This is a genomic window from Larkinella insperata (assembly GCF_026248825.1).
In the GTDB taxonomy this organism is placed as follows: domain Bacteria; phylum Bacteroidota; class Bacteroidia; order Cytophagales; family Spirosomataceae; genus Larkinella; species Larkinella insperata.
Genome location: NZ_CP110973.1, coordinates 2,340,258 through 2,363,815 on the forward strand (window position 1 = coordinate 2,340,258; position 23,558 = coordinate 2,363,815).

Sequence of the window (23,558 nt, forward strand, 5' to 3'; positions counted from 1 at the left end):
TCAAACAATGGCAAAAATTAACTTCGGCGGAGTTGAAGAAGAAGTCGTAACCCGCGAAGAATTTCCTCTCGAAAAAGCCAGAGAAACTCTCCAAGATGAAGTCATCGCCGTCATCGGTTACGGTGTGCAGGGTCCGGGCCAGTCGCTGAACATGCGCGACAATGGTTTCAATGTTATCGTTGGCCAACGCAAAGGCAAAACCTACGACAAAGCCGTGAGCGATGGATGGGTGCCGGGCGAAACCTTGTTTGAAATTGAAGAAGCCCTCGAAAAAGGAACCATTATCTGCTTCCTGCTGTCGGATGCCGCTCAAATTGAGCTGTGGCCGACCGTGAAAAAATACCTGACCGCCGGCAAATCGCTGTATTTCTCACACGGCTTCGGGGTTACGTACAAAGACCAGACCGGTATTGTGCCGCCCGCCGAGGTAGATGTATTCCTGGTGGCTCCGAAAGGCTCTGGAACGTCGCTGCGCCGGTTGTTCGTGGAAGGCAAGGGCTTGAACTCGAGCTTTGCGATCTACCAGGATGCCAGCGGTAAAGCCCGTCAGAAAGCCATTGCAATGGGCATTGGCGTGGGTTCAGGGTACCTGTTCGAAACCGATTTCTATAAAGAAGTAACTTCTGACCTGACCGGCGAACGCGGTACGCTGATGGGCGCCATTCAGGGAATTTTTGCTGCTCAGTATGAAGTGCTGCGCGCCAACGGTCACTCCCCGTCGGAAGCCTTCAACGAAACCGTCGAAGAACTGACGCAGTCGCTGATGCCGCTCGTTGCCGAGAACGGAATGGACTGGATGTACGCCAACTGTTCGACAACTGCCCAACGCGGAGCCCTCGACTGGTGGAAACCGTTCCGGGATGCCACGAAGCCGGTTTTCGAACAACTTTACAATTCGGTGAAAGCCGGTGAGCAGGCCAATATCTCGATCACCCGCAACTCGCAGGCTGATTACCGTGAAAAACTGGAAGAAGAACTGAAAGAACTTCGGGAATCAGAAATGTGGCGGGCCGGAACGGCAGTTCGCAGTCTGCGTCCGGAGCGCAACTAAAGTTTAGGGCAGGGCTCCCTGCATCATCGGGGCAGTTTAGGAACTCGTTGTTAAAGTTTGCCGTAATTTGAGTAACTTTAACATCCCATCAGGGCTCCTGAACTCCCCGATTCTTAAACTTAAAATCTTGAATAACGTGGTTGAAGCGGAGAAAAAAATCACCTTTCCGGACGTAGACAACATCTATCTGGCGGCTGATCGGTTGCGGGGCGTTGCCGTGCACACACCGTTGCAGGAAAATCTAAACCTGTCGGACAAATACGGGGCCAATATTTTTCTGAAACGGGAAGATTTACAGGTTGTACGCTCCTACAAAATTCGGGGCGCTTACAACAAAATGGCCAGTCTGCCCGCTGAAGCGCTGGCTAAAGGTGTGGTTTGCGCCAGTGCCGGTAACCACGCGCAGGGCATGGCATATGCCTGTCGGAAGATGGCAGTCAAAGGGATTATTTTCATGCCGACCACCACGCCCAATCAGAAAGTCAAGCAGGTCAAACTGTTTGGGAAAGAATTTGTGGAGGTGATCCTGACCGGCGATACCTACGATGATGCTTTCCATGCGGCCATCGACTACGTGAATGCCCACGACAGCACATTTGTGCATCCGTTCGACGACATGCAGGTCATTGAAGGACAGGGGACCGTTGGCCTGGAGATTTTTAAAGACTCCAACTTTCGGATTGACTACCTGCTGATGGCCATCGGCGGGGGCGGTTTGGCATCGGGCGTTTCGACGGTGTTTCGGCAACTGAGTCCGAGAACAAAGCTGATTGGGGTAGAACCGCTGGGTGCGCCCTCCATGAAAATAGCGATGGATCAGGGGCATGTCGTAACCCTGGATGAAATTGACAAGTTTGTAGACGGAGCCGCCGTCAAGCGCGTTGGCGCAACAACGTTCGAAATCTGTCGGCAAAATCTTGATCAGCTCATCCTGGTGCCCGAAGGCAAAGTCTGTACGACCATTCTGCAACTCTACAACGAAGACGCCATCGTGGCCGAACCGGCCGGGGCGCTGACGATTGCCGCCCTGGATTTTCTGAAAGATGAGATCAAAGGCAAAAATGTGGTTTGCCTCGTCAGCGGAGGAAATAACGACATTACCCGTACGGAAGAAATCAAAGAGTTGTCGCTGCTGTACGAAGGACTAAAGCATTACTTCATCATCCGGTTTCCGCAGCGGGCCGGGGCCATGCGTGAATTCCTGAGCGGTGTGCTGGGTGAAACCGACGACATTACGCTGTTTGAATATTCCAAGAAAACCAATCGGGAGCGCGGTCCGGCTCTGGTCGGTATCGAGTTGAAAAACAAATCGGATTTTGAACCGCTGCTGAACCGCATGCGTGAAGCCAAAATCCATTTTGAATACCTGAACGACAAGCCGGACCTGTTTGAGTTTTTGATTTAAACAATTGCGGACGTTTCTCAGAGCAGATTGAGTAGTTTTCTCCGCCGTCGATCTGATAAGGGGGAAATGTAAAATAAGTAAGAACTATAGCCATGAGTCAGCCTAGAACACTTTTCGATAAAATCTGGGATGCCCACGTCGTCAAGGCGATGGACGGCGGACCGGATGCCGTCTTTATCGATCGCCATTTTATTCACGAAGTGACCAGTCCGCAGGCGTTTGACGGGTTGCGGAAGCGGGGCATCGGTGTTTTCAACATTGCGCGTACGACGGCGACGGCTGATCACAACGTACCGACGAAAGATCAGCACTTGCCCATCAAAGAAGCCCTATCGCGGCATCAGGTAGAAACCTTACGGAAAAACTGCGCCGAATTTGGTATTGAACTCTACGATCTCGGACACCCTTTTCAGGGCATTGTCCATATTATCGGTCCCGAACTGGGCGTGACCCTGCCGGGCATGACCATCGTTTGCGGAGATAGCCACACCAGTACCCACGGCGCGCTCGGCAACATCGCATTCGGCATCGGGACCAGCGAAGTAGAGCAGGTGCTGGCTACCCAGTGCATTCTGCAATACAAGCCGAAGCGGATGCGCATCAACATCAACGGGCAATTGACGAAAGGCGTTAGCTCGAAGGATATTATTCTTTACATCATTTCCCAGATCTCAGCCAGCGGAGCGACGGGCTATTTCGTCGAATACGCGGGGGATACCATTCGCGGCTTGTCGATGGAAGCCCGGATGACCATCTGCAACATGAGCATCGAAATGGGTGCGCGCGGGGGCCTGATTGCGCCCGACGAAACTACGTTTGAATACATTCGCGGCCGTCGGTTTGCCCCGCAGGGTGAAGCGTTTGATCAAGCCGTTGAACACTGGCGGACGCTGAAAACCGACGAAGACGCCGAGTTCGATCTGGAACTGAACTACAATGCCGAAGATATTGGGCCGATGATTACCTACGGTACTAACCCCGGAATGGGCATCAGCGTAGACAGTCACGTTCCCAACCTGAGCGAAATACCGCAAAGCGAACTGGCTTCCTACACGAAGTCACTGGCCTACATGGGGCTGGAGCCGGGTATGGAACTGGTCGGCAAACCGGTTGATTACGTGTTTATTGGCTCCTGCACCAACGCCCGGATTGAAGATCTGCGGACGGTGGCTGATTTCGTGAAAGGCAAGAAAAAAGCCGAGGGCGTGGAGGTCTGGATTGTACCGGGCTCCGTTCAGGTTTCCCAACAGGCTAAAGCCGAAGGACTGGATCAGGTGTTTCTGGAAGCCGGTTTTGAACTGCGCGAACCGGGTTGCTCGGCGTGTCTGGGTATGAACGAAGACAAAGTTCCGGCGGGTAAGTACTGCATTTCGACATCCAACCGTAATTTCGAAGGTCGTCAGGGACCCGGTGCGCGAACGTTCCTGGCCAGTCCGATCATGGCGGCAGCCGCTGCGGTGACCGGCAAAGTGACGGACGTTCGGCAATTGGTGTAAACAGATCATTAGAATGAGCAAAGAAACCTTCCATAAACTGGTCTCAACGGCGGCACCGTTGCCGATTGAGAATATTGATACCGATCAGATTATTCCGGCGCGATTCCTGAAAGCCACCACGCGCGAAGGCTTCGGCGATAACCTGTTCCGGGACTGGCGGTACAACGGCGACGATACGCCAAAAGCGGATTTCGTCCTGAACGATCCGACGTATGCGGGTTCCCGAATTCTGGTTGCGGGCAAAAACTTCGGGATGGGTTCCAGCCGGGAACATGCCGCCTGGGCGCTGCACGATTACGGTTTTAAGGTGGTTATTTCGAGCTTCTTCGCGGATATTTTCCGGAATAATGCTCTGAATAACTTTGTGTTGCCTGCTCAGGTTTCGGACGCCTTCCTCGCCGAGATTTTCAAGGCCATTGAAGCCAATCCGAAAACAGAAATAACGGTCGATCTGGTCAGCCAGGAGATTGTGCTGGAAAACGGGTTGAAAGAACCATTCGCCATCAACGCCTACAAAAAGCAGTGCTTGATGAATGGATACGATGACATTGATTACCTGTTGAGCTTACAAGAAGAAATCAAACAATACGATCTAGCCCACGCTAATGTCCAGTGAGTGAATGCGTGATGAGTGAATAGCTCTGCCGGATTCATGCTTACTGCGGAGCTATTCACTCATTCGCTCATTCGCTCATTCACTCATTGAAGAGGAATGAAGAAACACATTGTAGTCATCGCCGGCGACGGCATCGGTCAGGAAGTAACAACCGTTGGGAAACAGGTTCTGGACCGCATCGCGGAGAAATTTGGCCACGAATTTACGTACGACGAAGCCCTGATTGGTCACGCGGCCATTGAAGCAACGGGTAATCCGCTGCCGGACGAAACCGTTACCAAATCGAAGCAGTCGGACGCTATTCTATTCGGAGCCGTTGGGCACCCGAAGTACGACAACGACCCCTCGGCGAAAGTACGGCCCGAACAAGGTTTGCTGGGCATCCGGAAAGCCCTGGGCTTGTATGCCAACCTGCGTCCCATCAAGCTGTTCGACGAGCTTTTACAGGCATCAAGCATCAAGCCGGAATTTCTGCAAGGTGCCGACATTCTATTTTTCCGTGAGCTGACGGGCGACGTGTATTTTGGCGAAAAAGGCCGCAAAGACGACGGCGATACGGCGTATGACCTGATGATCTACAGCCGCTACGAGGTAGAACGGATTGCCGTTAAAGCGTTTGAAGCCGCCATGACCCGCCGGAAAAAGCTGTGCTCGGTGGATAAAGCCAACGTGCTGGAATCATCCCGGCTCTGGCGTGAAGTGGTGCAGGAAGTGGCCAAACGGTATCCCGAAGTGGAAGTGGAACACCAGTTTATTGATGCCGCTGCCATGCTGCTGATCAAAGATCCGCGCCGGTTCGACGTGGTCGTAACGGGCAACCTGTTCGGGGATATTTTAACGGACGAAGCTTCGCAGATCGCCGGCTCCATGGGCATGCTGGCGTCGGCTTCAATCGGTGATACCACGGGGCTCTATGAACCCATTCACGGTTCGGCCCACGATATCACGGGCAAAGGCGTTGCCAACCCGCTGGCGTCGGTGCTGTCGGCCGCTTTGATGCTCGATATTTCGTTTGGCATGAAAGCCGAATCCGAGGCCGTTGTCAACGCCGTTGATCAGGTTTTGAAAGCCGGATTCCGGACGCGCGATATTGCCGATGCCACCACACCCGCAAACCTGATTTTGGGAACGCAGGAAATGGGACAGCAGTTGATTTCTAAACTTTGATCAAGCGAGAAAACTCTACTCAATTTATTCTTTATCAACCATGAGCCAACGGATTTATATTTTCGACACCACCCTGCGCGACGGCGAACAAGTGCCGGGTAGCCAGCTGACCACAGAAGAGAAAATCGTGGTGGCGAAAGAACTGGAACGTCTCGGCGTCGACATCATCGAAGCGGGTTTCCCGATTTCCAGCCCCGGTGATTTTCAGTCGGTCGTTGCCATTTCAAAAGCCGTTTCCGAACCAGTTATCTGTGCGCTTTCACGGGCCAAAAAAGAAGACATTGATGCCGCTGGCGAAGCGTTGAAATACGCCAAGCGGGGACGGATTCACACCGGAATCGGTTCGTCGGATATTCACATCCGGAATAAATTCAACAGCACCCGCGAGCAGATTCTGGAACAGGCCGTTGCCGCCGTAAAACACGCCCGCAACTACGTGGAAGATGTGGAGTTTTACGCCGAAGACGCCGGGCGGGCCGACCTTCAGTTTCTGGCGCAACTGACCCAGGCCGTGATTGCCGCCGGTGCCACGGTAGTCAACCTGCCGGATACGACCGGTTACTGCCTGCCCGACGAATACGGGAAGAAAATAAAATACATCTACGAAAACGTTTCCAACGTTCATCAGGCCACTATTTCCATTCACTGCCACAACGACCTCGGGCTGGCAACCGCCAATACGCTGGCCGGTATTCAGAACGGCGCGCGGCAGGTGGAGGTAACCATCAACGGGATTGGCGAACGGGCGGGTAACACCTCGCTGGAAGAAATCGTGATGGCCCTGAAGGTGCATAAAGAACTAGGTTTTGAAACCGGTATCGACGCCAAACGCCTGTATCCGATCAGCCAGCTGGTGTCCGAAATGATGCGGATGCCGGTGCAGGCCAATAAAGCCATTGTGGGCCGGAATGCGTTCGCGCACTCGTCGGGTATTCACCAGGACGGCTTCCTGAAACACGCCGAGAACTACGAAATCATGACCCCGCAGGAAGTGGGCGTTCCCCAATCGTCGATCGTGCTGACGGCCCGCAGCGGTCGTCACGCGCTGAAACACCGGTTGGAATTGCTCGGTTATCGTTACGACAAGCCCACGCTGGATACGCTCTACAAACGCTTCCTCGACATGGCCGACATTCGCAAAGAAGTAAATGATAAGGATTTGATGGAGTTAATTCGCTAATCCAAATACCGTCAGGTTCACCAGCCGGACGGCGTTTTTAGGCGATACGAATAAAAAGGACGGTCGAAAGGCTTGTCCTTTTTTTGTTTCTTTACGGGATGAACTACACAGAGATACAATTGACGGTTTCGGCCGATTACACCGATATTCTGATGGCCGAGCTGGCGGATCTGGGCTTTGAGTCCTTTGTCGAAACCGATGAAGGGTTGAATGCTTACATCCTGGAACCTGATTTTGATGAAGCTGCCATTCAGTCCATTGTCGATAAATACGGTGATCAAACCGCAATAGCCTACCAGATCAATTCGTTAGAAAAAAAGAATTGGAACGAAGAGTGGGAACGGAATTACCAACCCATCGAGGTGCAAAGTCGGATTAAGGTCCGCGCTTCGTTTCACGAGCAGGATCCGGGGTTTCAATACGATATTGTGATCAACCCGAAAATGTCGTTTGGAACGGGGCACCACGAAACCACGGCCATGATGCTCGAACACCAGTTGGGCGTTGATGCCGCCGGAAAAACCGTGCTGGATGTCGGTTCGGGAACCGGTATTCTGGCGATTTTGGCGGCTTTGCAGGGCGCCAGCCGGGTGGTGGCTTTCGACATTGAAGAATGGGCCGTTGAGAATGCCCGGGAAAACGCCGAATTAAACGGTTGTTCGTCCATTGAAGTTTTTCAGGGCACGATTCATGATGTGAATCCCAACGAGAAGTTTGATATTGTGCTGGCCAACATCAACCGGAATGTGTTGTTGGCAGATATACCGGTTTACGTCCGGCTGATGAATCCGGGCGGCACCCTGTTGGTGAGCGGTTTCTACGAACAGGATGCGCCGGATATCGAAGAAAAGGGAGTGGCTGAAGGCTTAACCAAGACCAGTAAGTTAACTCAAAACAACTGGGTTTCAATACAATTCAGTACTGCCGGGCAGTAGTCCGTGTTCTAGCTTATAGTTACCTTGTATTGGGAAAACCGTAGCCAGACACAGACTAGCGTTCGGCAATACATTAGGAAATTATGAGCAAGATATACAGTGTTCTGGCTGCTTTGCTGCTGTTGACAACGGTGGCAAAAGCGCAAAATGTGAAACTGTCGGACAATCCGGAGCAGTTTCTGACGGATTTGCAGAAGCTGATGGGTTCGGGCGGGGCTTACGCGCAAAAAGCGGAGAAAAACCTCGAAATGCTGTTTACGGAAAACCGGCTGTCGGCCCCGCAGAAAGAGCGCGTGATGGCCCTGAGCCGGAAAATGAACGCCAAACGGTATCAGCCGGCACAGCAGTTTGCGCCGTTGTACGAATCGCTGTATCACCTGCTCGTTACCCAACAGGCTAGTGCGGGCGAGGTGGACAACGCTCTGATGATTGCCGAGAAATCCTTTGAAAAATATGACGCCAAAACGCTGGCGAAGATTCTAGAAACCGTGCGGTTGTTTGCCGAAAAGCGGTTTTTGTACACCAATAACTACAACAAGCTTTACGCTAATGGCGGAACCTTCACGCTGCGTTTGGCCGACCAGACGGGTACTACCGCCACGCCCGCAACCGATAGTGTTACTTCCGGCAAAAAGCCGCAGACTGCCAAACCGGTAGAATCCGACGGGTGGGACCTGCCGCTGGATTCTACCGGCAGGGTCATTCCGGGAGCGTGGTCGGGAACCCGGAAACCGATTCCGGCGCTGACCGGACCGGTGCTGGAGGTGAAAGGGGCCGACTTGGTTATGATCACGGCGAATGATTCCGTAGCCGTGAAAAAGACGGACGGCGCGCTGATGCTCAAAGACGGTATCTGGGTCGGGAAGGGCGGCTCGTTTTCGTGGGAATCGGCGGGGCAGCCCGAAACGCTGGTCACCCTGGCCGATTACTCGTTTGCCGTGGCAAATCCCAAAATCAGCGCCGATGACGTGACGTTGACGTTCAAGCCGCTTGCCAAACCCGTTATAGGCAAGTTTGAATTCGACAGCAAGAAGCGGGCGCCCAACCAGCCGCCCACTTATCCGCGGTTTATTTCATGGAACAACGATGTAACGCTGACAAACCTGGGCAACGGCATTACGTACCGGGGTGGTATTGCCCTGTATGGTACCCGGCTCTACGGTTCGTCGGCGAGCGGTCAGCCGTCGTTTTTGCAGGTCACTTTTAAAGGGAAGCCGGCGTTTAAAGCCAGCAGCCAACGGTTCGAATTTGCTGATTCGGTAATTTCGAGTCCCCTGGCTGCCTTTACCGGCTACATCGATGCGGCCGATACTTTGTACCATCCCGGTGTGGCCTTCCGATACGATCATGCTGCCGGTATTGCCCGGTTGAGCAAGGCCGAAAAGTCGGGCTATTCAGATACGTATTTCAGCGACAGTTACCACAAGTTTTACATTCAGCCCGAAGTGGTTCGCTGGGATTTACCCCGGCAGAAAGTTGATTTTTACCAATTGGCCGCCAAAAAGGAGGTGCCGGTCCGGTTTGAATCCTTCGATTTTTTCTATCCGGAACGGTACGCGGGAATGTCGGCCGACTTCGGTTTTCACCCCTTGCAGGTAGCCGCTAACTACGTCACGGTGAAGAAAACACAGACGTTTTTTGCCGATGATCTGGCGACGTTTGCCAAAATCAACCCCTCCGTCATGCGCAATGTGCTGCAACGGATGGTTGCACTGGGCTATGTGGACCTGGATGCCCGCTCGGAGGAGATGCGGCTGAGTCGCAAAGGCGTACTGTATGTGCTGGCCAACGCTCACAAGAAGGATTACGATAACTTCCTGATTCGCTCAACTTATCCGTCAAACGACAGCACGACCAACGCAACGATCAACCTGAACGACAAATTTCTGACCATCCGGGGCGTTGAGCGGTTCAGCATCAGTGATTCCCTGAAGATTACCGCCGTGCCCACGGATAAAACCCTGCGGATTGGCAAAAACCGGGCGTTTTCATTGACGGGACAATTGAGGTCTGGTAACATGCGGTATACGGGCCGGGATCTGGGCTTTGATTACGATCAGTTTTCGATGAACATGACCAAAATCGACTCCATCACGTTCACCCCCCAGGGCAAGAACCAGGAGATCGGTGGTGACATTCAATACGAAAAGCCGGGAACGGTTTTTCTGGCCGATAAAGGCAACAAATCCGGCCAGCAGAAAGGCAAGAAGAACACGCAGCGGCTGACGATGCCGGAAGGAATGACTGTCTACTTCAACCAACCAAACCGTGGTAGCCTGATTTACAACAAAAATGTCTATTTCAAAGTCCCGGCGGTGGATAACGACAGTCTGGGGAAGGGCGACATTGCGTTTGACGGTACCTTCCACTCCGACGGTATTTTCCCGCCCATCAAAACCACGCTGAAGTCGATGCCCGACAACTCATTGGGTTTTGAGCACACGGCTCCGGCGGCTGGTTACCCGCTTTACGGTGGTAAAGGAAACCTGAAGTTTACCGGCAAACTGATCATGGACCGCAAAGGACTCCGGGCCGAAGGAGTCATTTCCCACATGAACGCCGTACTGCCGGCCAAAAATATTCTGATGACGCCCGACTCGGTGGTAACATCGGGCGAGTCGGGGCAGATCAGGGAAGGGCTTGTGGGGAAAGCGTATTTCCCGGCGGTCGATATCAAGAATTACACCATGAAGTGGTATCCGAAAGCCGACAGCATGAAGATTTCCACCAAAGCCGACCATTTCAGTTTTTACAACGGCAGCACGAATCTAAAAGGGGATTTGTTGGTCCGCTCGGGCGGTTTGTTTGGGAAAGGCACCGTTAAACGGTCAGATTCGGAAGCGCAGTCGGATAACATCAAGTTTAACAAAGAAGGCTTTACGGCCGGAAACGCCCAGTTCCGGGTGGTGGCCGATAAGCAGGGCAATACCACAAAGCCCATGTTGCTGGGAACGAAGGTGGACGTAGACTTCAACCAGGTTAAGGGCGTTGTAACCATTGCTACGGATGCGAAATCGGCAACGTCGATTGACGACACCCTGGCGTCTAGCCTTGAGTTCCCGAATGCCGCTTATAAAACCTCGATTAGTAAGGCACAGTGGAATATTGCGGCCAAAACCATCACGATGAAGTCCGCCAAGACTTCCACGTTCACGTCGACGGCGGAGGAGCAGGAGGGCCTGACGTTCAACGGTGCTTCGGCGGTTTATGATGTGGAAAAAGCCACGCTCAACGTCAGTGGAGTGCCGTATGTTACCTCTGCCGACGCCCGGATTTATCCGGACAAGGGCTTGATCACCATCAAGCGGAACGGGGAAATGCTGCCGCTCAAAAACGCCCGGCTGGAGCTGGACACGACCAGTCTTTTCCATAAACTTAAAGGGGGTAACATTCAGGTTCAATCGCGGACGCGGTTTGCCGGGGATGCCGTTTACCAGTTTGCCGCTGCCAAGGGAGATACCGCCAGCATCAAAATGGGTAGTTTCGAACTGAAAGAAGCTGCGCCGGTAGCCCTGGCATCGAATAGCCGGAGTGCGGGTCGGCGGGGTAAAAACGGAAATGAGCTGGCGAAAACCTACTACACCGTGGCCCGCGCCGATGTCGACGAACGGGATAACGTGATGCTGGCGCCCAAAGTGCAGTTCAAGGGGAGCGTTACGATGATGGCCCCCGAGCAGGACCTGAAGCTGGAAGGAGCCATTAAAATGGCCTTGAAAAAGCGGCCCAAGCTGGTCAGCGACTGGATTCCGATGAAGGAAAAAATTGGCGAAACATTCAGTATAAAAGTGGATGAAACGCTCAAGAACGACGGCAATCAACTGTTAACCGCCGGTTTGCACTTCCGGGGTGGGGGCGCGGTCGGCCTTTATCCAACGTTTTTATCGACTAAAGAAAACGACAAGGACGACGATCTGTTCCGGGCTACGGGGGTGATGACCTACGACGAAAAAGACAAGGTTTTCCGGATCCTGAAAAAAGACGAAGGCGGTCTGGATGATGTGGAAGGGGCTTTTACGTTCAACGATGCCACGGGCGTTATGAACTTCAAGGGCGCAGTTAACCTTATGAATACCGGTTCATCGTCGAACAACCTGGTTTTTGCCGCCGGAACGGGTCGGGCCAATGTCGACAGTGCCACCCTGCGTCTGAATGCGCTGGTCGGTTTTGCCCTGCCGATTCCCCCGCCGATCAATGCGGCCATTGCCGACAAAGTGGTGAAGGCGAACCTGGACGAAAAGAACGACGAAGCCGCCGATGACGATCTGGACCGGTTAACGGCTAAGCTGGCGGCTCTGATTGGTCAGAAGACAACGGATGTGTACCGTACCAAAGCGCAGAACCAGCACGTTTCGATTACCCAGGCCGCTCCCAAATTTGTGGCTTCGCTGGTGCTGTCGAACGTTAACCTGCGCTGGTCGGACAAACACAACACCCTGTACAGCGTTGGGCCCATCGGGGTGTCGAACATCGACAATGTAGACATCAACGCCCAGATGGAAGGGTTTGTGGAAATCCGGAAAACCGACGGCGGTGACGAAGCGACCATCTACCTGGAGTCTTCGCCGGATATCTGGTTTTACTGGGATTACAAGTCCGGCGGGGGAGCTACGGCGCAACTGGCCCTGCTGACATCCGATCAGGAACTGAACGACCGGATTATGGCGGGCAGCAAAGGCGGAAGTAAAAACATGGCCATTGTGGCTGCCGACGCTTTCGAGAAAGAGCAGTTTACCAACCGGTATCTGGATCAGTACAAAACCAAGGAAAAGCCCAAGCCGCAGCCCAAAACCGCCGGAGCCAAAGAAGCGCCGAAAAAGGTGGTGGAGAAGAAAAAAGAGAAAGAAAAAGAAGACGATAAGAAGGAAGGCTTCTGATCAGATTTTCTCGCCAAACGCCAGATCGCCCGCGTCGCCCAGACCCGGAACGATGTAGTAATGGGCGTCAAGCCGTTCGTCGACGGCACCCAGCCAGAGGTGGCACTGGGGCATTTTTTCCTGAACGTAGCGGATGCCTTCCGGACTGGCCAGCACCGCAGCAATGTGGGTTCTGGCCGGGGTGCCAAACCGCAGCAGGGCGTGGTATACCTTTTCCAGCGACCGGCCCGTTGCCAGCATCGGGTCCATCAGAATAACGGTTTTTCCGCTTAGGTCCGGGCTGGAAATGTAATCCATGGCTACTTCAAACTCTTCGCTGACAGACTGATAACCGCGGTAAGCGCCAATAAAAGCGTTTTCCGCTCGGTCGAAATAGTTCAGGAAGCCCTGATGAAACGGCAGGCTGGCCCGCAGGATGGTGGCCAGGACGGGCGGATTCTTGATCAGGGGCGTAGGAGCCACACCCAGGGGTGTTTTTACCTGCACCATCTGAAACGACATCGACTTGGATATCTCGTACGCCATGAGTTCGCCCAGACGTTCCAGATTGCGCCGGAAGCGCATCGGATCTTTCTGAATGGTAACATCACGGAGTTCGGCAATAAACTGGTCGGCAATAGAGGGGCGATCGGCAAAAACAAACATAGAGGCTTTTTCAGCCTAATTTAAAGCGAATGTGTCGGATAATCCAAACGCTTTCCCTAATTTGTGCATGAATACAGAACAACGTTAGGCAGAAGCGCCGTCCCGGCGATGGTCAAAGTAAAGATTCCTATGGGGAATATGTTTACGAGTAGGGTCACTTTCGCTTTGGTTTTGCTGACGTCCGGACTGACGTGGGCCCAAAGTCAGAAGATACCTTTAAACAGCGATTATTATCACCTGATTGATCGACTGGAAATCAAGCAAGGCCGGTGGGCGACTGGTTTCCATAGTTCGGTAAAACCCTACAGCCGTCAGGGGGTAGTTCAGTTAACCGACAGCATCCTGAGCGATCCCTTCGTTCGTCTGTCACCCGTTGACCGCTTTACTGTTCGGTACCTGCGCGACGATAGCTGGGAATGGGTCCCTAAAGTTTACGCGGATACGGTACCGTTGCTGCAACTGCGCGCATCGGAACTGCACGCCGGTCAGAAACAGCCGGGCGATAGCCAACGGTCGTGGGGGCCATTCTACAAGAAAAAAAGCGATTTATACAGTTACGAAAACCCGGATTTTGATATTCACGTCAATCCAGCGGTCGATTTCAGGTATGGCGCCGAGTTCAATACGGGCGATCTGGGCAAATCCTTCAATCCATACGTCAACTCGCGGGGGATCGAAATCCGCGGAAGCATCCGCAAACGACTAAGCTTTTACACCTTTTTGTCGGATAATCAGGTTTTATACCCCCGGTATATCTGGGATTACGGTACGCAGTATTCCGGCGAGTCGGAAATGGGATTTGCGCCGTTCGAAGGGTTTGTCAAGCGAATTCCGACCGGAGACGCTCCGTTGGGTGGGGCTGATTTTCTGGCCGCGCGAGGTTACATCACCTTCAACGCGTTAAAAATTATCAACATCCAGTTCGGGCACGACCGCAATTTTTTCGGAAACGGCTACCGGTCCCTGTTGTTATCGGATAACAGCTCGCCGTATCTGTTCCTGAAAATCAGTACTCGGATGGGCCGTTTCCTGTATACCAATTTGCTGACGGAGCTTCAGAACAACCAGCGGGCTTTCAGCACAACGGTTCCTATCGCGCAGAAGTACACGGCCATTCACCACTTGAGCGTTAACATTGGCAAACACGTCAACGTAGGCTTGTTTGAAGCGGAGGTTTTTAGCCGCAGCCAACTGGAGCTGAACTATTTCAATCCCATCATCTTCTACCGCTTCGTTGAGTCGTACCGGGGCAGCGTCGACAATGCGCTGATCGGGCTGGATTTTAAGGCGAACTTCGCCGGTCATTTCATGGCGTATGGGCAACTGATGCTCGATGAATTTAAAATCAGTGAATTACGGGCTGGAAAAGGCTCCTGGGTTAACAAGTTTGCCTTTCAGGCCGGTCTGAAATACATCGACGCGTTTGGTGTTCCCAACCTGGACCTGCAGGCCGAAATGAACCAGGCGCGCCCCTACACGTATTCGCACCGTTCGGGGCAAACCAATTACGTGAACTACAACCAGCCGCTGGCGCACCCGCTCGGCGCCAACTTTAGAGAAGGGCTGGCCATTATCCGGTATCAGCCCCTCAACCGCTGGAACCTCACCGGAACCTTTGGACTGATGATGTACGGGGCCGATCCGCTGGGTGAAAATTACAACTACGGCGGCAACCTGCTGAAAAGTTACGAAAGCCGTTACAACTGGCCGGGAAAAGAACCAGATACGGGCCACTACATCGGTCAGGGCCGAAAAACCCTGGTTTCTTACGGAGATATCCGGTTGTCTTTTATGCTGAAACACAATCTGTTTGTTGATTTGCAGCAAATCGTTCGTAGCAGTGATAGCCAAGCCGAGCGGCTGAAATACAACACCTCCTCCACTTCTTTTGCCTTGCGCTGGAATCTGCCGTACCGTACCTTGGTTCTCTGATTCCAGTAAAATGTTCCGGCGGAACACCCGCTAACCCCAATCATGCTTAATCAACTTATTCATCAGGAATTGACCGAGGCTCGCTCGGTTCTCGATACATTTTTGAGTGATTCGAACCAGCTTTCCGCCATCGAACAAGCTGCTCGTTTAATGGCCGAAGCGTTGCAGAATGGCCGTAAAATCATCTCCTGCGGCAACGGGGGGTCACATTGCGATGCCATGCACTTTGCCGAAGAGCTGTCGGGCCGCTACCGCAATGACCGGCGGGCCATGGCGGCCATTGCCATTTCGGACCCCAGCCATCTTTCCTGCGTCGGCAACGACTACGGGTATGAGTTTGTCTTTTCGCGGTTTCTGGAAGGGTTGGGCAACGACGGCGATGTGCTGCTTGGCATCAGCACCAGCGGAAACTCCGGCAACATCATCCGGGCCGTTGAAGCCGCCCGTCAACGCGGCATGAAGGTCGTTTTGCTGACGGGCAAAGACGGTGGCCAGCTCGCCGGAACCGCCGATGTCGAAATCCGGGTGTCTCATTTCGGGTATGCCGACCGCATTCAGGAAGTGCACATCAAAGTTATCCACCTGTTTATTCTGCTTATCGAAAAGCTGGTGATCGAGTAGACTGGTAGCGAAGAGATTCAAACCTTTTCGGCTTTTGTTTGTCCTATATAAGTAGGTAACAAGCAATTAGCATGAAAAAAATCGGAATCATCGTTGCGTCGGTACTGGGCGTTTTGCTCCTGGCAGCCTGGCTCGTGCCGATGCTTTTTCGGAATAAACTAGTAACCCGACTGCAGCAGGAGATCAACAACCGGGTCAACGCGCGGGTCGTCTTTCGTCCCGAAAAAGTCGATATATCGCTGCTTCGTCACTTCCCGAATCTGACCCTACAGACAGATTCACTGAGTATTGTCGGACAAAAACCTTTTTCGGGCGACACGCTGCTGAGCACCCGTTCGTTTGAGGCATCCGTCAATTTACTAAGCGTCTTGTCGGGCGATAAAGTAAAATTAAAAGGCGTTCACCTCGATCAGCCGCGCGTCCTCGTGAAAATTCTGCGCGACGGGCGGACCAATTACGACATTTACAAAGCCGTCGAAAGCGATGAGCCCGAGGTTGCCGATACGAGCCAGACGGCTTTTACGCTCGACATTGACGAATGGTCCATCAAAAATGGGCTGATTCGCTACGAAGACCAGAGTTTGCCGATGACGGTCCGGCTGGAAGCGGTCAATCACACCGGCAGCGGGAGCCTGTCAGCCGACATAGCAGACTTGGTGCTCAATACCCGGGCCGAACGCCTGACGCTCGCGTATGATGGGGTAGAATATCTGACCGATAAGAAACTGGATGCCGACATGCGGCTCCGGGCCGAATTCGACAAAGCCGTTTACACGTTTGCCGAAAACCGGATGAGACTGAACGAACTGCCGATTGAACTGAATGGCTCGGTTGCTACCGGTTCGGACGCGTCGGCCGATACGTCCATGCGCTTCGATTTGACTTACCGCTCCCCGGAAAGTGATTTCAAAAACCTGCTGTCGCTGGTGCCGGGGATGTATTCCAAGCGGTTTGAAGAGATTGACGCGGACGGGACCGTTCGGTTCGACGGGAATGTAAAGGGGCTTTACAACGGGCGCCAGTTGCCGGCTTTTCTGCTGAATCTGGTGGTGAGCGATGGGCGGTTTCAATACGCAAACCTGCCCTCGGCGGTCGAGCGGATCGCTTTAGACCTGACGGTTAAAAATGCGACCGACCAGTTGAAAAACACGGTTATCAACCTCAAAAAGCTGAGCGCAGACCTGGGAAACAATCCAATCCGCGGGCGGGTACTGGTGCAGGGGCTGGAGCGTTCGGCAGTTGATGCCGCTATTTCGGCTAAACTGAATCTGGAGCAGTTGACGCAGTTGTTCCCGATCGACAGCCTGACACTCCGGGGACTGGCCGATCTGAGCATCAAAGCGAAAGGGGTTTACGATAAAGCGGGCAAGCAGTTTCCGGTGGTCAACGGGGCGCTGAACTTGCAGAATGGGTATGCGAAATCGCTCAAATTCCCGGAGCCGGTTGAAGGGATAAATGCCGTGGCTACGCTTTCCAATCAGACCGGCCAGCTGGCTGACACCCGCGTCGATGTTGGTAATGTGCAGTTGAAACTGGCGGGCGACCCGTTCCAGGTCAAAGGATGGGTGCAGAATTTTGATGACTATACTTACGAAATCGCGGCCAACGGGCGGCTGAACCTGACCAGCCTGACCCGCATCTTTCCGCTTGAAGGCACCCGGCTGGCCGGTTTGATCGATGCGAATATCCAAACAAAAGGGCGGGTTTCCGACGCGAAGGCAAAGCGGTATGATCGGCTTACGGCCCGTGGTACGCTGGCAATCCGGAATCTGGACTACAAAGGTGATGCCTTACCGCAGGGGCTGACGCTGAATACCGCCCAACTCAATCTGTCGCCCGGCAAACTGAACGTTCAGCAAGCACAGGGAACACTCGGCACAACGACTTTTTCCGCCGACGGTTTTCTAGGAAATTACATGCCGTTTTTCCTGGACGAAAATCAGCCTCTGGAAGGCACCCTGAACGTTCGCGCCAACCGCCTGAACGTCAATGAGTGGATGACTGACGAGCCGCAGTCTGCAGCCAAAACCGCCGAACCGTCGGTAGTTCAGATTCCGAAAAACATCCGTTTTACGCTGAATGCCAATGTGACACAGGCCGTTTACGACAAAATGCCGCTGAACAACATCCAGGGACAAGTGCTGGTTGCGGATGGTACCGTGCGGATGAAACAGCTAACTTTTACGTCGCTGGGCGGGCGTTTTGTTACTAACGGTACTTACGATCCGACGAATTTGTCTAAACCACGGTTTGGGTTTGACGTGGACATTGCCAACGCCGACGTTGCGCAGGCTTACCGCCATTTGACACTGGCGCGGGTAGTTTTTCCGCTGGCGCAGTACATGATCGGGCGGTTTTCAAGCAAGTTTGCGGTTGACGGGCAACTGGAGCCGGATATGATGCCCGACCTGAACAGCCTGACCGGGAATGCCCTGGTGAAAGTGGTGCAGGCGACGCTGAAAAATAACCCGATCGTGGAGCGCATTGTCGAAAAGACGAAGCTGGCCAGTTTCCGGAACGCGACGTTTAAGGACCTGATGATGAAAGCGGAAGTGAAGAACGGTTTTGTGTCGATAAAACCGTTTGACGTAAAGATTGGCGAAAATATCCTCACCGTAGCGGGTTCCAATTCGCTGGAGGGCGATCTGCGGTATACGCTGAAACTGGACGTACCAACCGGTGAAGCGGGCAGCCGGTTTGCGAGCGCGTTTACGTCGCTGACGGGCCAGTCGCTGGGCAATGTAGAACGGGCGAAAATCGACTTTGCCCTCGGCGGCAGTTATAACAAACCGCAGCTCCGTTTTCTGGCTAGTCAAACCACGGGGCAGGTGAAGGAGACCCTGGTCAAGCGCGCCAAAGAAGAAGCAAAGGAACAGGGCTGGAAATGGCTGCAAAAGTTTGCCAAACCGACGCGCGATTCCACCAAAGGAGGCATTTAAGGCCGAATTATTTCTGAGCGATGACCATTGCCCGGCCCGGAATGGAAAGATAGGTTTTTACTTTCAGCGGTTTCAGCCCGGCTTCGCGTTGCCATTGCTGAATTTCGCGAACGGTGTAATTGCCCGCCGTACTGGTCAGTCCGTAAAACAAGTCCATGCTGCTGCCGACCAGGTTGGTGCCGACGCCGTCGGACTTTCCGCCCACCTCGGGCCGGATGAACTCGTTGATAATGTAGACGCCCCCGGGTTTCAGGGCCTGGGCGACTTTTTGGGCTACAGCGCGGTTTTGCTCGTCCGAAAAATGGTGGGCCAGACTCGACATCAGCACAATATCGTACGTCGATTCGCCAAAATCATCCGTCAGGGCGTTGCCCGGCTGGTGCCGCACGCGGTCGCCCATTCCGGCCTGGGCCAGCAACGGAGCGGCCTTTTCGATTGCGGGAGGCAGGTCCAGAATAACCGCCTGCAGATTTGGCAACCGCCGACACAGCGCCACCGAATGTTGCCCGTGGGCTCCGCCAATGTCGAGCATGTGGGTGGCCTGTTTCGGAACCCGCGCTTTCCGGCCAAATTCCTTGGCTTCCGTACCGGTGGCTGCCAGCATCGCGTTCTGGTAATGCAGCCATTGTTCAGAGGTCAGGTGGTCGTGGTACTGAATTCCTTCACCGGTTTGCAGATAATTGCCCAGTTGTTCGAGCCATGGCCAGACTACCCGGTTGTTGAACCGCATCATGCCAAATACCGACTCCTGATCGTCCTGAAGCACCCACCGCCGACTCGTGCGCGTCAACGTATACGCATTTTCCTGATACCGTAAGTAGCCCAGAACCACCAGAAGGCTCAGCAGTTCCTGCAAGGCTTTGGGGTGCAACTGGCATTCGGCGGCAATGGCATCGACGGTTTGCCGCCCTCGGTGAATGGCTTCAAAAACACCTTTGTCGGCCGCTTCGAGTACGGCTTTTCCAATAATGGGAAAGAGTTGGGCGTGTAGGAGGGGAAGGGGAACCAGATTGATTTTAAGGGCAATCCATTCGAGGAGGTTTTCTGGCGTGACGGTCAGGCGCATCCGTATAAAAATTAATACGTACTGATTTTAGGTTATCTTCGTTCTTATTTATACAACCGGATTTGAACGTGTATAGCTGAAATACGCTGTATTTATTTTTATGAAATGAGTAAAGTGCAGGAGTTTATTGCCTCCAGAATACTGAACGAGTATTGCCTTGGTCTGCTGAAACCCGACGAAATTGCGGAAGTAGAGCGCATGGCCCGTTTGCATCCCGAAGTGGAGCAAGCCATTGATCACCTGCGCCGGGCGTTGTCACCGCTTGAACAGCAGCGAGCCGAACCGGATGAAAAACTGAGAAACCGTATTCTGGATGCTTTGGATGAATTGGGCGAACCACCCATTTTGGGTCTGAATAACCTGCCGCTCATTCATCCGTACTCCGATTCCGACCAGTGGCAGCGAACCGTTGCTTCCATCCAGCCCAGCCGGGAGTTCAACAACCTGTATGTCCACGCGCTAAAAGCGCAAGATGGCGTTGATCAATGCATTGTTTGGGTGAAACAGAACGTAAAACCCGAAGCCCACCACAACGAACGCGAAAGCTTTTTGATTCTGGAAGGTGAATGCGAATGCCGGATCGGGCCGGAAACCGTTCGGCTTTCGGCGGGCGATTACGTGGAAATTCCCTTGCATGTAGAACATACCGTAGAGGTGCTGTCGGCCAAACCGGTAAAGGCAATTCTCCAACGGGTCAAATTATAGGCCAGCACCGTTATTCCAGCGCAATTTTGGCCCGAATAACCGGGTGTTCACTCTGGCCGACGCGCGACAGCGGGGCGTTGCGTCGCCAGGTGCCGCCGTTGATGCGCTCCCAATACGTAACCGGTCGCAGCTCCCGATTGAATGCCAGATACTGCCCAAAACACTCCCGTTCGTTGTTCTGCCCATCCGGCATCTTGAACGAGGTGGCAAACTTGTAGCGGTCTTCGTCGGTCGGGAGCCATTCCATCGCAACGAACAGGCCCTCTTTCGGAAACCTGATCTGGAAGCGCGACAGATCAACTTCGCACCAGGTATTCCCCCGCCGGGCGGCCGTTACCACACTTTGGGGCAACAGGTCTGCACCGGGTTCCCCCTCGGCATTGGCGTAAATCCGGACGCGGAACGGAGCGGTTGGTACGCCCCCGCGCGCTATTAGGTACGAAACACGCTGCAGATAGCCCCGGATTCCTTCGGCGTTCCGTACGTAAAGTGCAAATTCGATGTTACGGCCCGAGCAGTTGCCCCAGACAATCGGTGCCCGTTTGCGGGTGGCCCCCACCGTCGCTAGACGCGGTTTTTGGCCTCGAACGATCACTTCCGTCAGAACGTTGGATTTTGGACGCAGCCGAAAAACCGTTGAGTCGGTCACGCTGGCCAGCGGTAGGAGCAAACTTTCAAAGCCAACGCAGCTAATGAGCAAACTGTCGACGGGAGACGGGATTCGCACGGTAAAGCGTCCCTGCGCATCAGCATACATGCCAAAACGGTGCTGGGGCTCGCTGATCAACGCATAAGGAACTGGCTGTTCCGTTTCCTGGGTCAGCACCCGTCCTTTGATAGTCGTTTGAGCAAACACGTATGAGGTGCCAAATAAACTGATAAAGAAAAAGAGAAACGGATTGCGCGCAAGAGTATACATGGAAAACCGTCAACAATTAGGTAGTTTTGTAAGTCGGGATTGTAAGCCGGGGCGCTGTTGGTGCGTCAGGCCGGAACCCGAACGCATATCAATTCTTCCCCAACTATGGATGTAAAGCACATACCGCTCGAAAAAATTCACGAACAACTCGGGGCAAAAATGGTACCTTTTGCCGGATTCCTGATGCCGGTGCGGTATTCGTCCGATATTGAAGAACATCAGACCGTTCGCAACGGCGTCGGTATCTTCGATGTGTCGCACATGGGCGAATTTATTCTAAAAGGCGAGAAAGCCATCGATTTAATTCAAAAAGTGTCGGCCAACGATGCTTCGTTGCTCTACGACGGCAAGGTGCAATACAGTTACTTACCCAACGACCAGGGCGGGGTGGTGGATGATCTGCTGATTTATCAGATCAGCCCGATTGAATTCATGCTGGTGGTCAATGCGTCAAACATCGAAAAAGACTGGAACTGGATTGAGAGCCAGAACGAGTTTGGCAGCGGGGTCGAAATGGTAAATATCTCCGACGGCACCTGTCTGTTCGCCGTGCAGGGACCGCTGGCGGTTCAGGCGCTGCAACCACTGACCAACGCCAAGCTGGATTCCATGTCGTATTACACCTTCGAAAAAACGGATTTTGCGGGCTTCCCGAACGTCATCGTTTCGGCGACGGGGTACACGGGCGCGGGCGGTTTTGAAATCTACGTCGCTAGCGAGCAGGCCGAAGCCGTATGGAATGCCATCGTGAAAGCCGGAGAACCGTACGGCATCAAACCCATCGGTTTGGGTGCCCGGGATACGCTGCGGCTGGAAATGGGTTACTGTCTATACGGTAATGACATCGACGACACGGTTTCGCCCCTGGAGGCCGGTCTGGGCTGGGTGACCAAGTTTACCAAGCCGTTTATCAATTCCGAAAATCTGCAAAATCAGAAAAACCAGGGCTTCAAGCGGAAACTGGTTGGTTTCGAACTCGTTGACCGGGGTATTCCCCGCAGCCATTATGAACTCTGCGATGCCGACGGAAACCGCATTGGTGAAGTAACCTCGGGTACGCAGTCGCCCACGCTGGGGAAAGGCATCGGTATGGGATACGTACCGACGGAATACAGCAAACCGGGTTCAACCATCTTTGTAAAAGTCCGCGATCGGCTTCTGAAAGCGGAAATAGTAAAATTACCGTTTGTAAAAAAATAAATTTGAAGGCATTACGGCTGTGCCGACACGCACTGACTTTTCCGCGTCCGCCCCAGCCGCGTTCCCGTCATTAATCCTAGCATGAAAACCATAGACGTCTGTCTGACCCCTGATTTACTTCACCTCCATGCCGATTCACTCGAAAATTCCATTGTCATTGTCGCCGACGTTTTCCGGGCGACTTCGTGCATGGTAACGGCTTTCGCCCACGGGGTCAACAGCATAATTCCGGTGGCTACGGTCGAGGAATGCAGCCAGTTGCAAAGCCGGGGGTATCTGGCCGCAGCCGAACGGAACGCCAAAATGATTGAGGGGTTCGACCTGGATAACTCGCCGTTCAGCTACATGGACGAGCGGCTGATTGGCGCCAACATTGCCATGACGACCACAAACGGAACCTACGCCATCACGCGCTCGCGGAATGCCGTAAAAGTGCTGGTCGGCTCTTTCCTGAATCTGGAAGCGATTGTGCGGTACTTGCAGGGCGAACGCTACGACGTGATGATTTTGTGTGCGGGCTGGAAAGGCCGGGTCAACCTGGAGGATACGCTCTTTGCGGGGGCCCTGATCGAGCGGCTTAAGGATGAATACATGGTTCCGGAAGACAGCGGTTTGATGGCCTGGCGGCTTTACGCACAGGGTAAGAACGATCTGCCGGGCTTTCTGGCCAATTCTTCCCACGTTCGGCGGCTTCACCGGCTCAGCATCCATAAAGACATTATTTACTGCCTGCAGCACGATCTGTACGATGTGATTCCGGTGCTGCGCGGGAGCACGCTGGTTAGTATGGAAGTGTAAACTCCACTT

At 53.5% G+C, this 23,558-nt stretch carries 17 protein-coding genes; 14 read left to right on the forward strand and 3 right to left on the reverse strand.

From position 1 onward, the window contains the following. Positions 1 to 7 precede the first annotated feature (7 nt). The 8 genes from ilvC to OQ371_RS09625 all read left to right on the forward strand — a co-directional run bounded on the left by ilvC (position 8) and on the right by OQ371_RS09625 (position 12,724). Positions 8 to 1,051: a ketol-acid reductoisomerase gene (gene ilvC, locus OQ371_RS09590; RefSeq protein ID WP_265993548.1), complete on the forward strand. Its 1,044-nt coding sequence runs from the start codon at positions 8 to 10 to the stop codon at positions 1,049 to 1,051. A gap of 127 nt (positions 1,052 to 1,178) precedes the next feature. Further along, positions 1,179 to 2,456 (forward strand): threonine ammonia-lyase IlvA, encoded by a 1,278-nt coding sequence (ilvA, locus tag OQ371_RS09595; protein WP_265993549.1) that lies wholly within the window; start codon positions 1,179 to 1,181, stop codon positions 2,454 to 2,456. 92 nt (positions 2,457 to 2,548) lie between these two features. Then, entirely contained in the window at positions 2,549 to 3,952 is a 1,404-nt protein-coding gene (gene leuC, locus OQ371_RS09600; protein ID WP_265993550.1) for a 3-isopropylmalate dehydratase large subunit, read from the forward strand. 13 nt (positions 3,953 to 3,965) lie between these two features. Beyond that, positions 3,966 to 4,568: a 3-isopropylmalate dehydratase small subunit gene (gene leuD / locus OQ371_RS09605; protein WP_265993551.1), complete on the forward strand. Its 603-nt coding sequence runs from the start codon at positions 3,966 to 3,968 to the stop codon at positions 4,566 to 4,568. Between the two features lie 96 nt (positions 4,569 to 4,664). Further along, positions 4,665 to 5,735: a 3-isopropylmalate dehydrogenase gene (leuB, locus tag OQ371_RS09610; protein ID WP_265993552.1), complete on the forward strand. Its 1,071-nt coding sequence runs from the start codon at positions 4,665 to 4,667 to the stop codon at positions 5,733 to 5,735. A 40-nt stretch (positions 5,736 to 5,775) separates the two neighbouring features. Beyond that, positions 5,776 to 6,915 carry a 2-isopropylmalate synthase gene (locus tag OQ371_RS09615; protein ID WP_265993553.1) on the forward strand — a complete coding sequence of 380 codons (1,140 nt, stop codon included), beginning with the start codon at positions 5,776 to 5,778 and terminating at the stop codon, positions 6,913 to 6,915. 98 nt (positions 6,916 to 7,013) lie between these two features. After that, positions 7,014 to 7,850, forward strand: a complete 837-nt coding sequence (prmA, locus tag OQ371_RS09620; RefSeq protein ID WP_265993554.1) for a 50S ribosomal protein L11 methyltransferase — start codon at positions 7,014 to 7,016, stop codon at positions 7,848 to 7,850. An 83-nt stretch (positions 7,851 to 7,933) separates the two neighbouring features. Continuing rightward, positions 7,934 to 12,724: a hypothetical protein gene (locus OQ371_RS09625; protein ID WP_265993555.1), complete on the forward strand. Its 4,791-nt coding sequence runs from the start codon at positions 7,934 to 7,936 to the stop codon at positions 12,722 to 12,724. Here the strand turns inward: OQ371_RS09625 and upp are convergent, their stop codons facing one another. Then, positions 12,725 to 13,369, reverse strand: coding sequence for a uracil phosphoribosyltransferase (upp, locus tag OQ371_RS09630; protein WP_265993556.1), 645 nt, complete (start codon positions 13,367 to 13,369; stop codon positions 12,725 to 12,727). It lies immediately after the preceding gene. Between the two features lie 138 nt (positions 13,370 to 13,507). Here upp and OQ371_RS09635 point away from each other — a divergent pair, with 138 nt between their 5' ends. The 3 genes from OQ371_RS09635 to OQ371_RS09645 all read left to right on the forward strand — a co-directional run bounded on the left by OQ371_RS09635 (position 13,508) and on the right by OQ371_RS09645 (position 18,861). Then, positions 13,508 to 15,301 carry a hypothetical protein gene (locus tag OQ371_RS09635; protein ID WP_265993557.1) on the forward strand — a complete coding sequence of 598 codons (1,794 nt, stop codon included), beginning with the start codon at positions 13,508 to 13,510 and terminating at the stop codon, positions 15,299 to 15,301. A gap of 42 nt (positions 15,302 to 15,343) precedes the next feature. Beyond that, complete coding sequence (gene lpcA / locus OQ371_RS09640; protein WP_265993558.1) at positions 15,344 to 15,922, forward strand: D-sedoheptulose 7-phosphate isomerase; 579 nt, start codon at positions 15,344 to 15,346, stop codon at positions 15,920 to 15,922. A 71-nt stretch (positions 15,923 to 15,993) separates the two neighbouring features. Further along, complete coding sequence (locus OQ371_RS09645) at positions 15,994 to 18,861, forward strand: AsmA family protein (protein WP_265993559.1); 2,868 nt, start codon at positions 15,994 to 15,996, stop codon at positions 18,859 to 18,861. Between the two features lie 7 nt (positions 18,862 to 18,868). Here the strand turns inward: OQ371_RS09645 and OQ371_RS09650 are convergent, their stop codons facing one another. Next, on the reverse strand, positions 18,869 to 19,927 hold the full coding sequence (locus OQ371_RS09650) for a class I SAM-dependent methyltransferase (RefSeq protein ID WP_265993560.1): 1,059 nt from the start codon (positions 19,925 to 19,927) through the stop codon (positions 18,869 to 18,871). A gap of 105 nt (positions 19,928 to 20,032) precedes the next feature. Between OQ371_RS09650 and OQ371_RS09655 the strand changes: the two genes are divergently transcribed. Continuing rightward, positions 20,033 to 20,632 carry a cupin domain-containing protein gene (locus OQ371_RS09655; protein ID WP_265993561.1) on the forward strand — a complete coding sequence of 200 codons (600 nt, stop codon included), beginning with the start codon at positions 20,033 to 20,035 and terminating at the stop codon, positions 20,630 to 20,632. A gap of 10 nt (positions 20,633 to 20,642) precedes the next feature. Here OQ371_RS09655 and OQ371_RS09660 read toward each other — a convergent pair whose 3' ends face one another. Further along, the gene (locus OQ371_RS09660; RefSeq protein WP_265993562.1) at positions 20,643 to 21,551 is read right to left on the reverse strand and encodes a carboxypeptidase-like regulatory domain-containing protein; all 909 of its coding nucleotides are present in this window, start codon (positions 21,549 to 21,551) and stop codon (positions 20,643 to 20,645) included. 105 nt (positions 21,552 to 21,656) lie between these two features. Here OQ371_RS09660 and gcvT point away from each other — a divergent pair, with 105 nt between their 5' ends. Continuing rightward, the gene (gene gcvT / locus OQ371_RS09665) at positions 21,657 to 22,751 is read left to right on the forward strand and encodes a glycine cleavage system aminomethyltransferase GcvT (RefSeq protein ID WP_265993563.1); all 1,095 of its coding nucleotides are present in this window, start codon (positions 21,657 to 21,659) and stop codon (positions 22,749 to 22,751) included. Between the two features lie 81 nt (positions 22,752 to 22,832). Continuing rightward, positions 22,833 to 23,549 (forward strand): 2-phosphosulfolactate phosphatase, encoded by a 717-nt coding sequence (locus OQ371_RS09670; protein ID WP_265993564.1) that lies wholly within the window; start codon positions 22,833 to 22,835, stop codon positions 23,547 to 23,549. The last annotated feature ends 9 nt before the right edge of the window (positions 23,550 to 23,558 follow it).

Bases quoted from the DNA above. Each gene is read 5' to 3' on its own strand.
- ilvC (WP_265993548.1), top strand. From the start codon at position 8: ATGGCAAAAATTAACTTCGGCGGAGTTGAAGAAGAAGTCGTAACCCGC.
- leuC (WP_265993550.1), top strand. From the start codon at position 2,549: ATGAGTCAGCCTAGAACACTTTTCGATAAAATCTGGGATGCCCACGTC.
- leuD (WP_265993551.1), top strand. From the start codon at position 3,966: ATGAGCAAAGAAACCTTCCATAAACTGGTCTCAACGGCGGCACCGTTG.
- leuB (WP_265993552.1), top strand. From the start codon at position 4,665: ATGAAGAAACACATTGTAGTCATCGCCGGCGACGGCATCGGTCAGGAA.
- OQ371_RS09615 (WP_265993553.1), top strand. From the start codon at position 5,776: ATGAGCCAACGGATTTATATTTTCGACACCACCCTGCGCGACGGCGAA.
- prmA (WP_265993554.1), top strand. From the start codon at position 7,014: ATGAACTACACAGAGATACAATTGACGGTTTCGGCCGATTACACCGAT.
- OQ371_RS09625 (WP_265993555.1), top strand. From the start codon at position 7,934: ATGAGCAAGATATACAGTGTTCTGGCTGCTTTGCTGCTGTTGACAACG.
- upp (WP_265993556.1), bottom strand. From the start codon at position 13,369: ATGTTTGTTTTTGCCGATCGCCCCTCTATTGCCGACCAGTTTATTGCC.
- OQ371_RS09635 (WP_265993557.1), top strand. From the start codon at position 13,508: ATGTTTACGAGTAGGGTCACTTTCGCTTTGGTTTTGCTGACGTCCGGA.
- lpcA (WP_265993558.1), top strand. From the start codon at position 15,344: ATGCTTAATCAACTTATTCATCAGGAATTGACCGAGGCTCGCTCGGTT.
- OQ371_RS09645 (WP_265993559.1), top strand. From the start codon at position 15,994: ATGAAAAAAATCGGAATCATCGTTGCGTCGGTACTGGGCGTTTTGCTC.
- OQ371_RS09650 (WP_265993560.1), bottom strand. From the start codon at position 19,927: ATGCGCCTGACCGTCACGCCAGAAAACCTCCTCGAATGGATTGCCCTT.
- OQ371_RS09655 (WP_265993561.1), top strand. From the start codon at position 20,033: ATGAGTAAAGTGCAGGAGTTTATTGCCTCCAGAATACTGAACGAGTAT.
- OQ371_RS09660 (WP_265993562.1), bottom strand. From the start codon at position 21,551: ATGTATACTCTTGCGCGCAATCCGTTTCTCTTTTTCTTTATCAGTTTA.
- gcvT (WP_265993563.1), top strand. From the start codon at position 21,657: ATGGATGTAAAGCACATACCGCTCGAAAAAATTCACGAACAACTCGGG.
- OQ371_RS09670 (WP_265993564.1), top strand. From the start codon at position 22,833: ATGAAAACCATAGACGTCTGTCTGACCCCTGATTTACTTCACCTCCAT.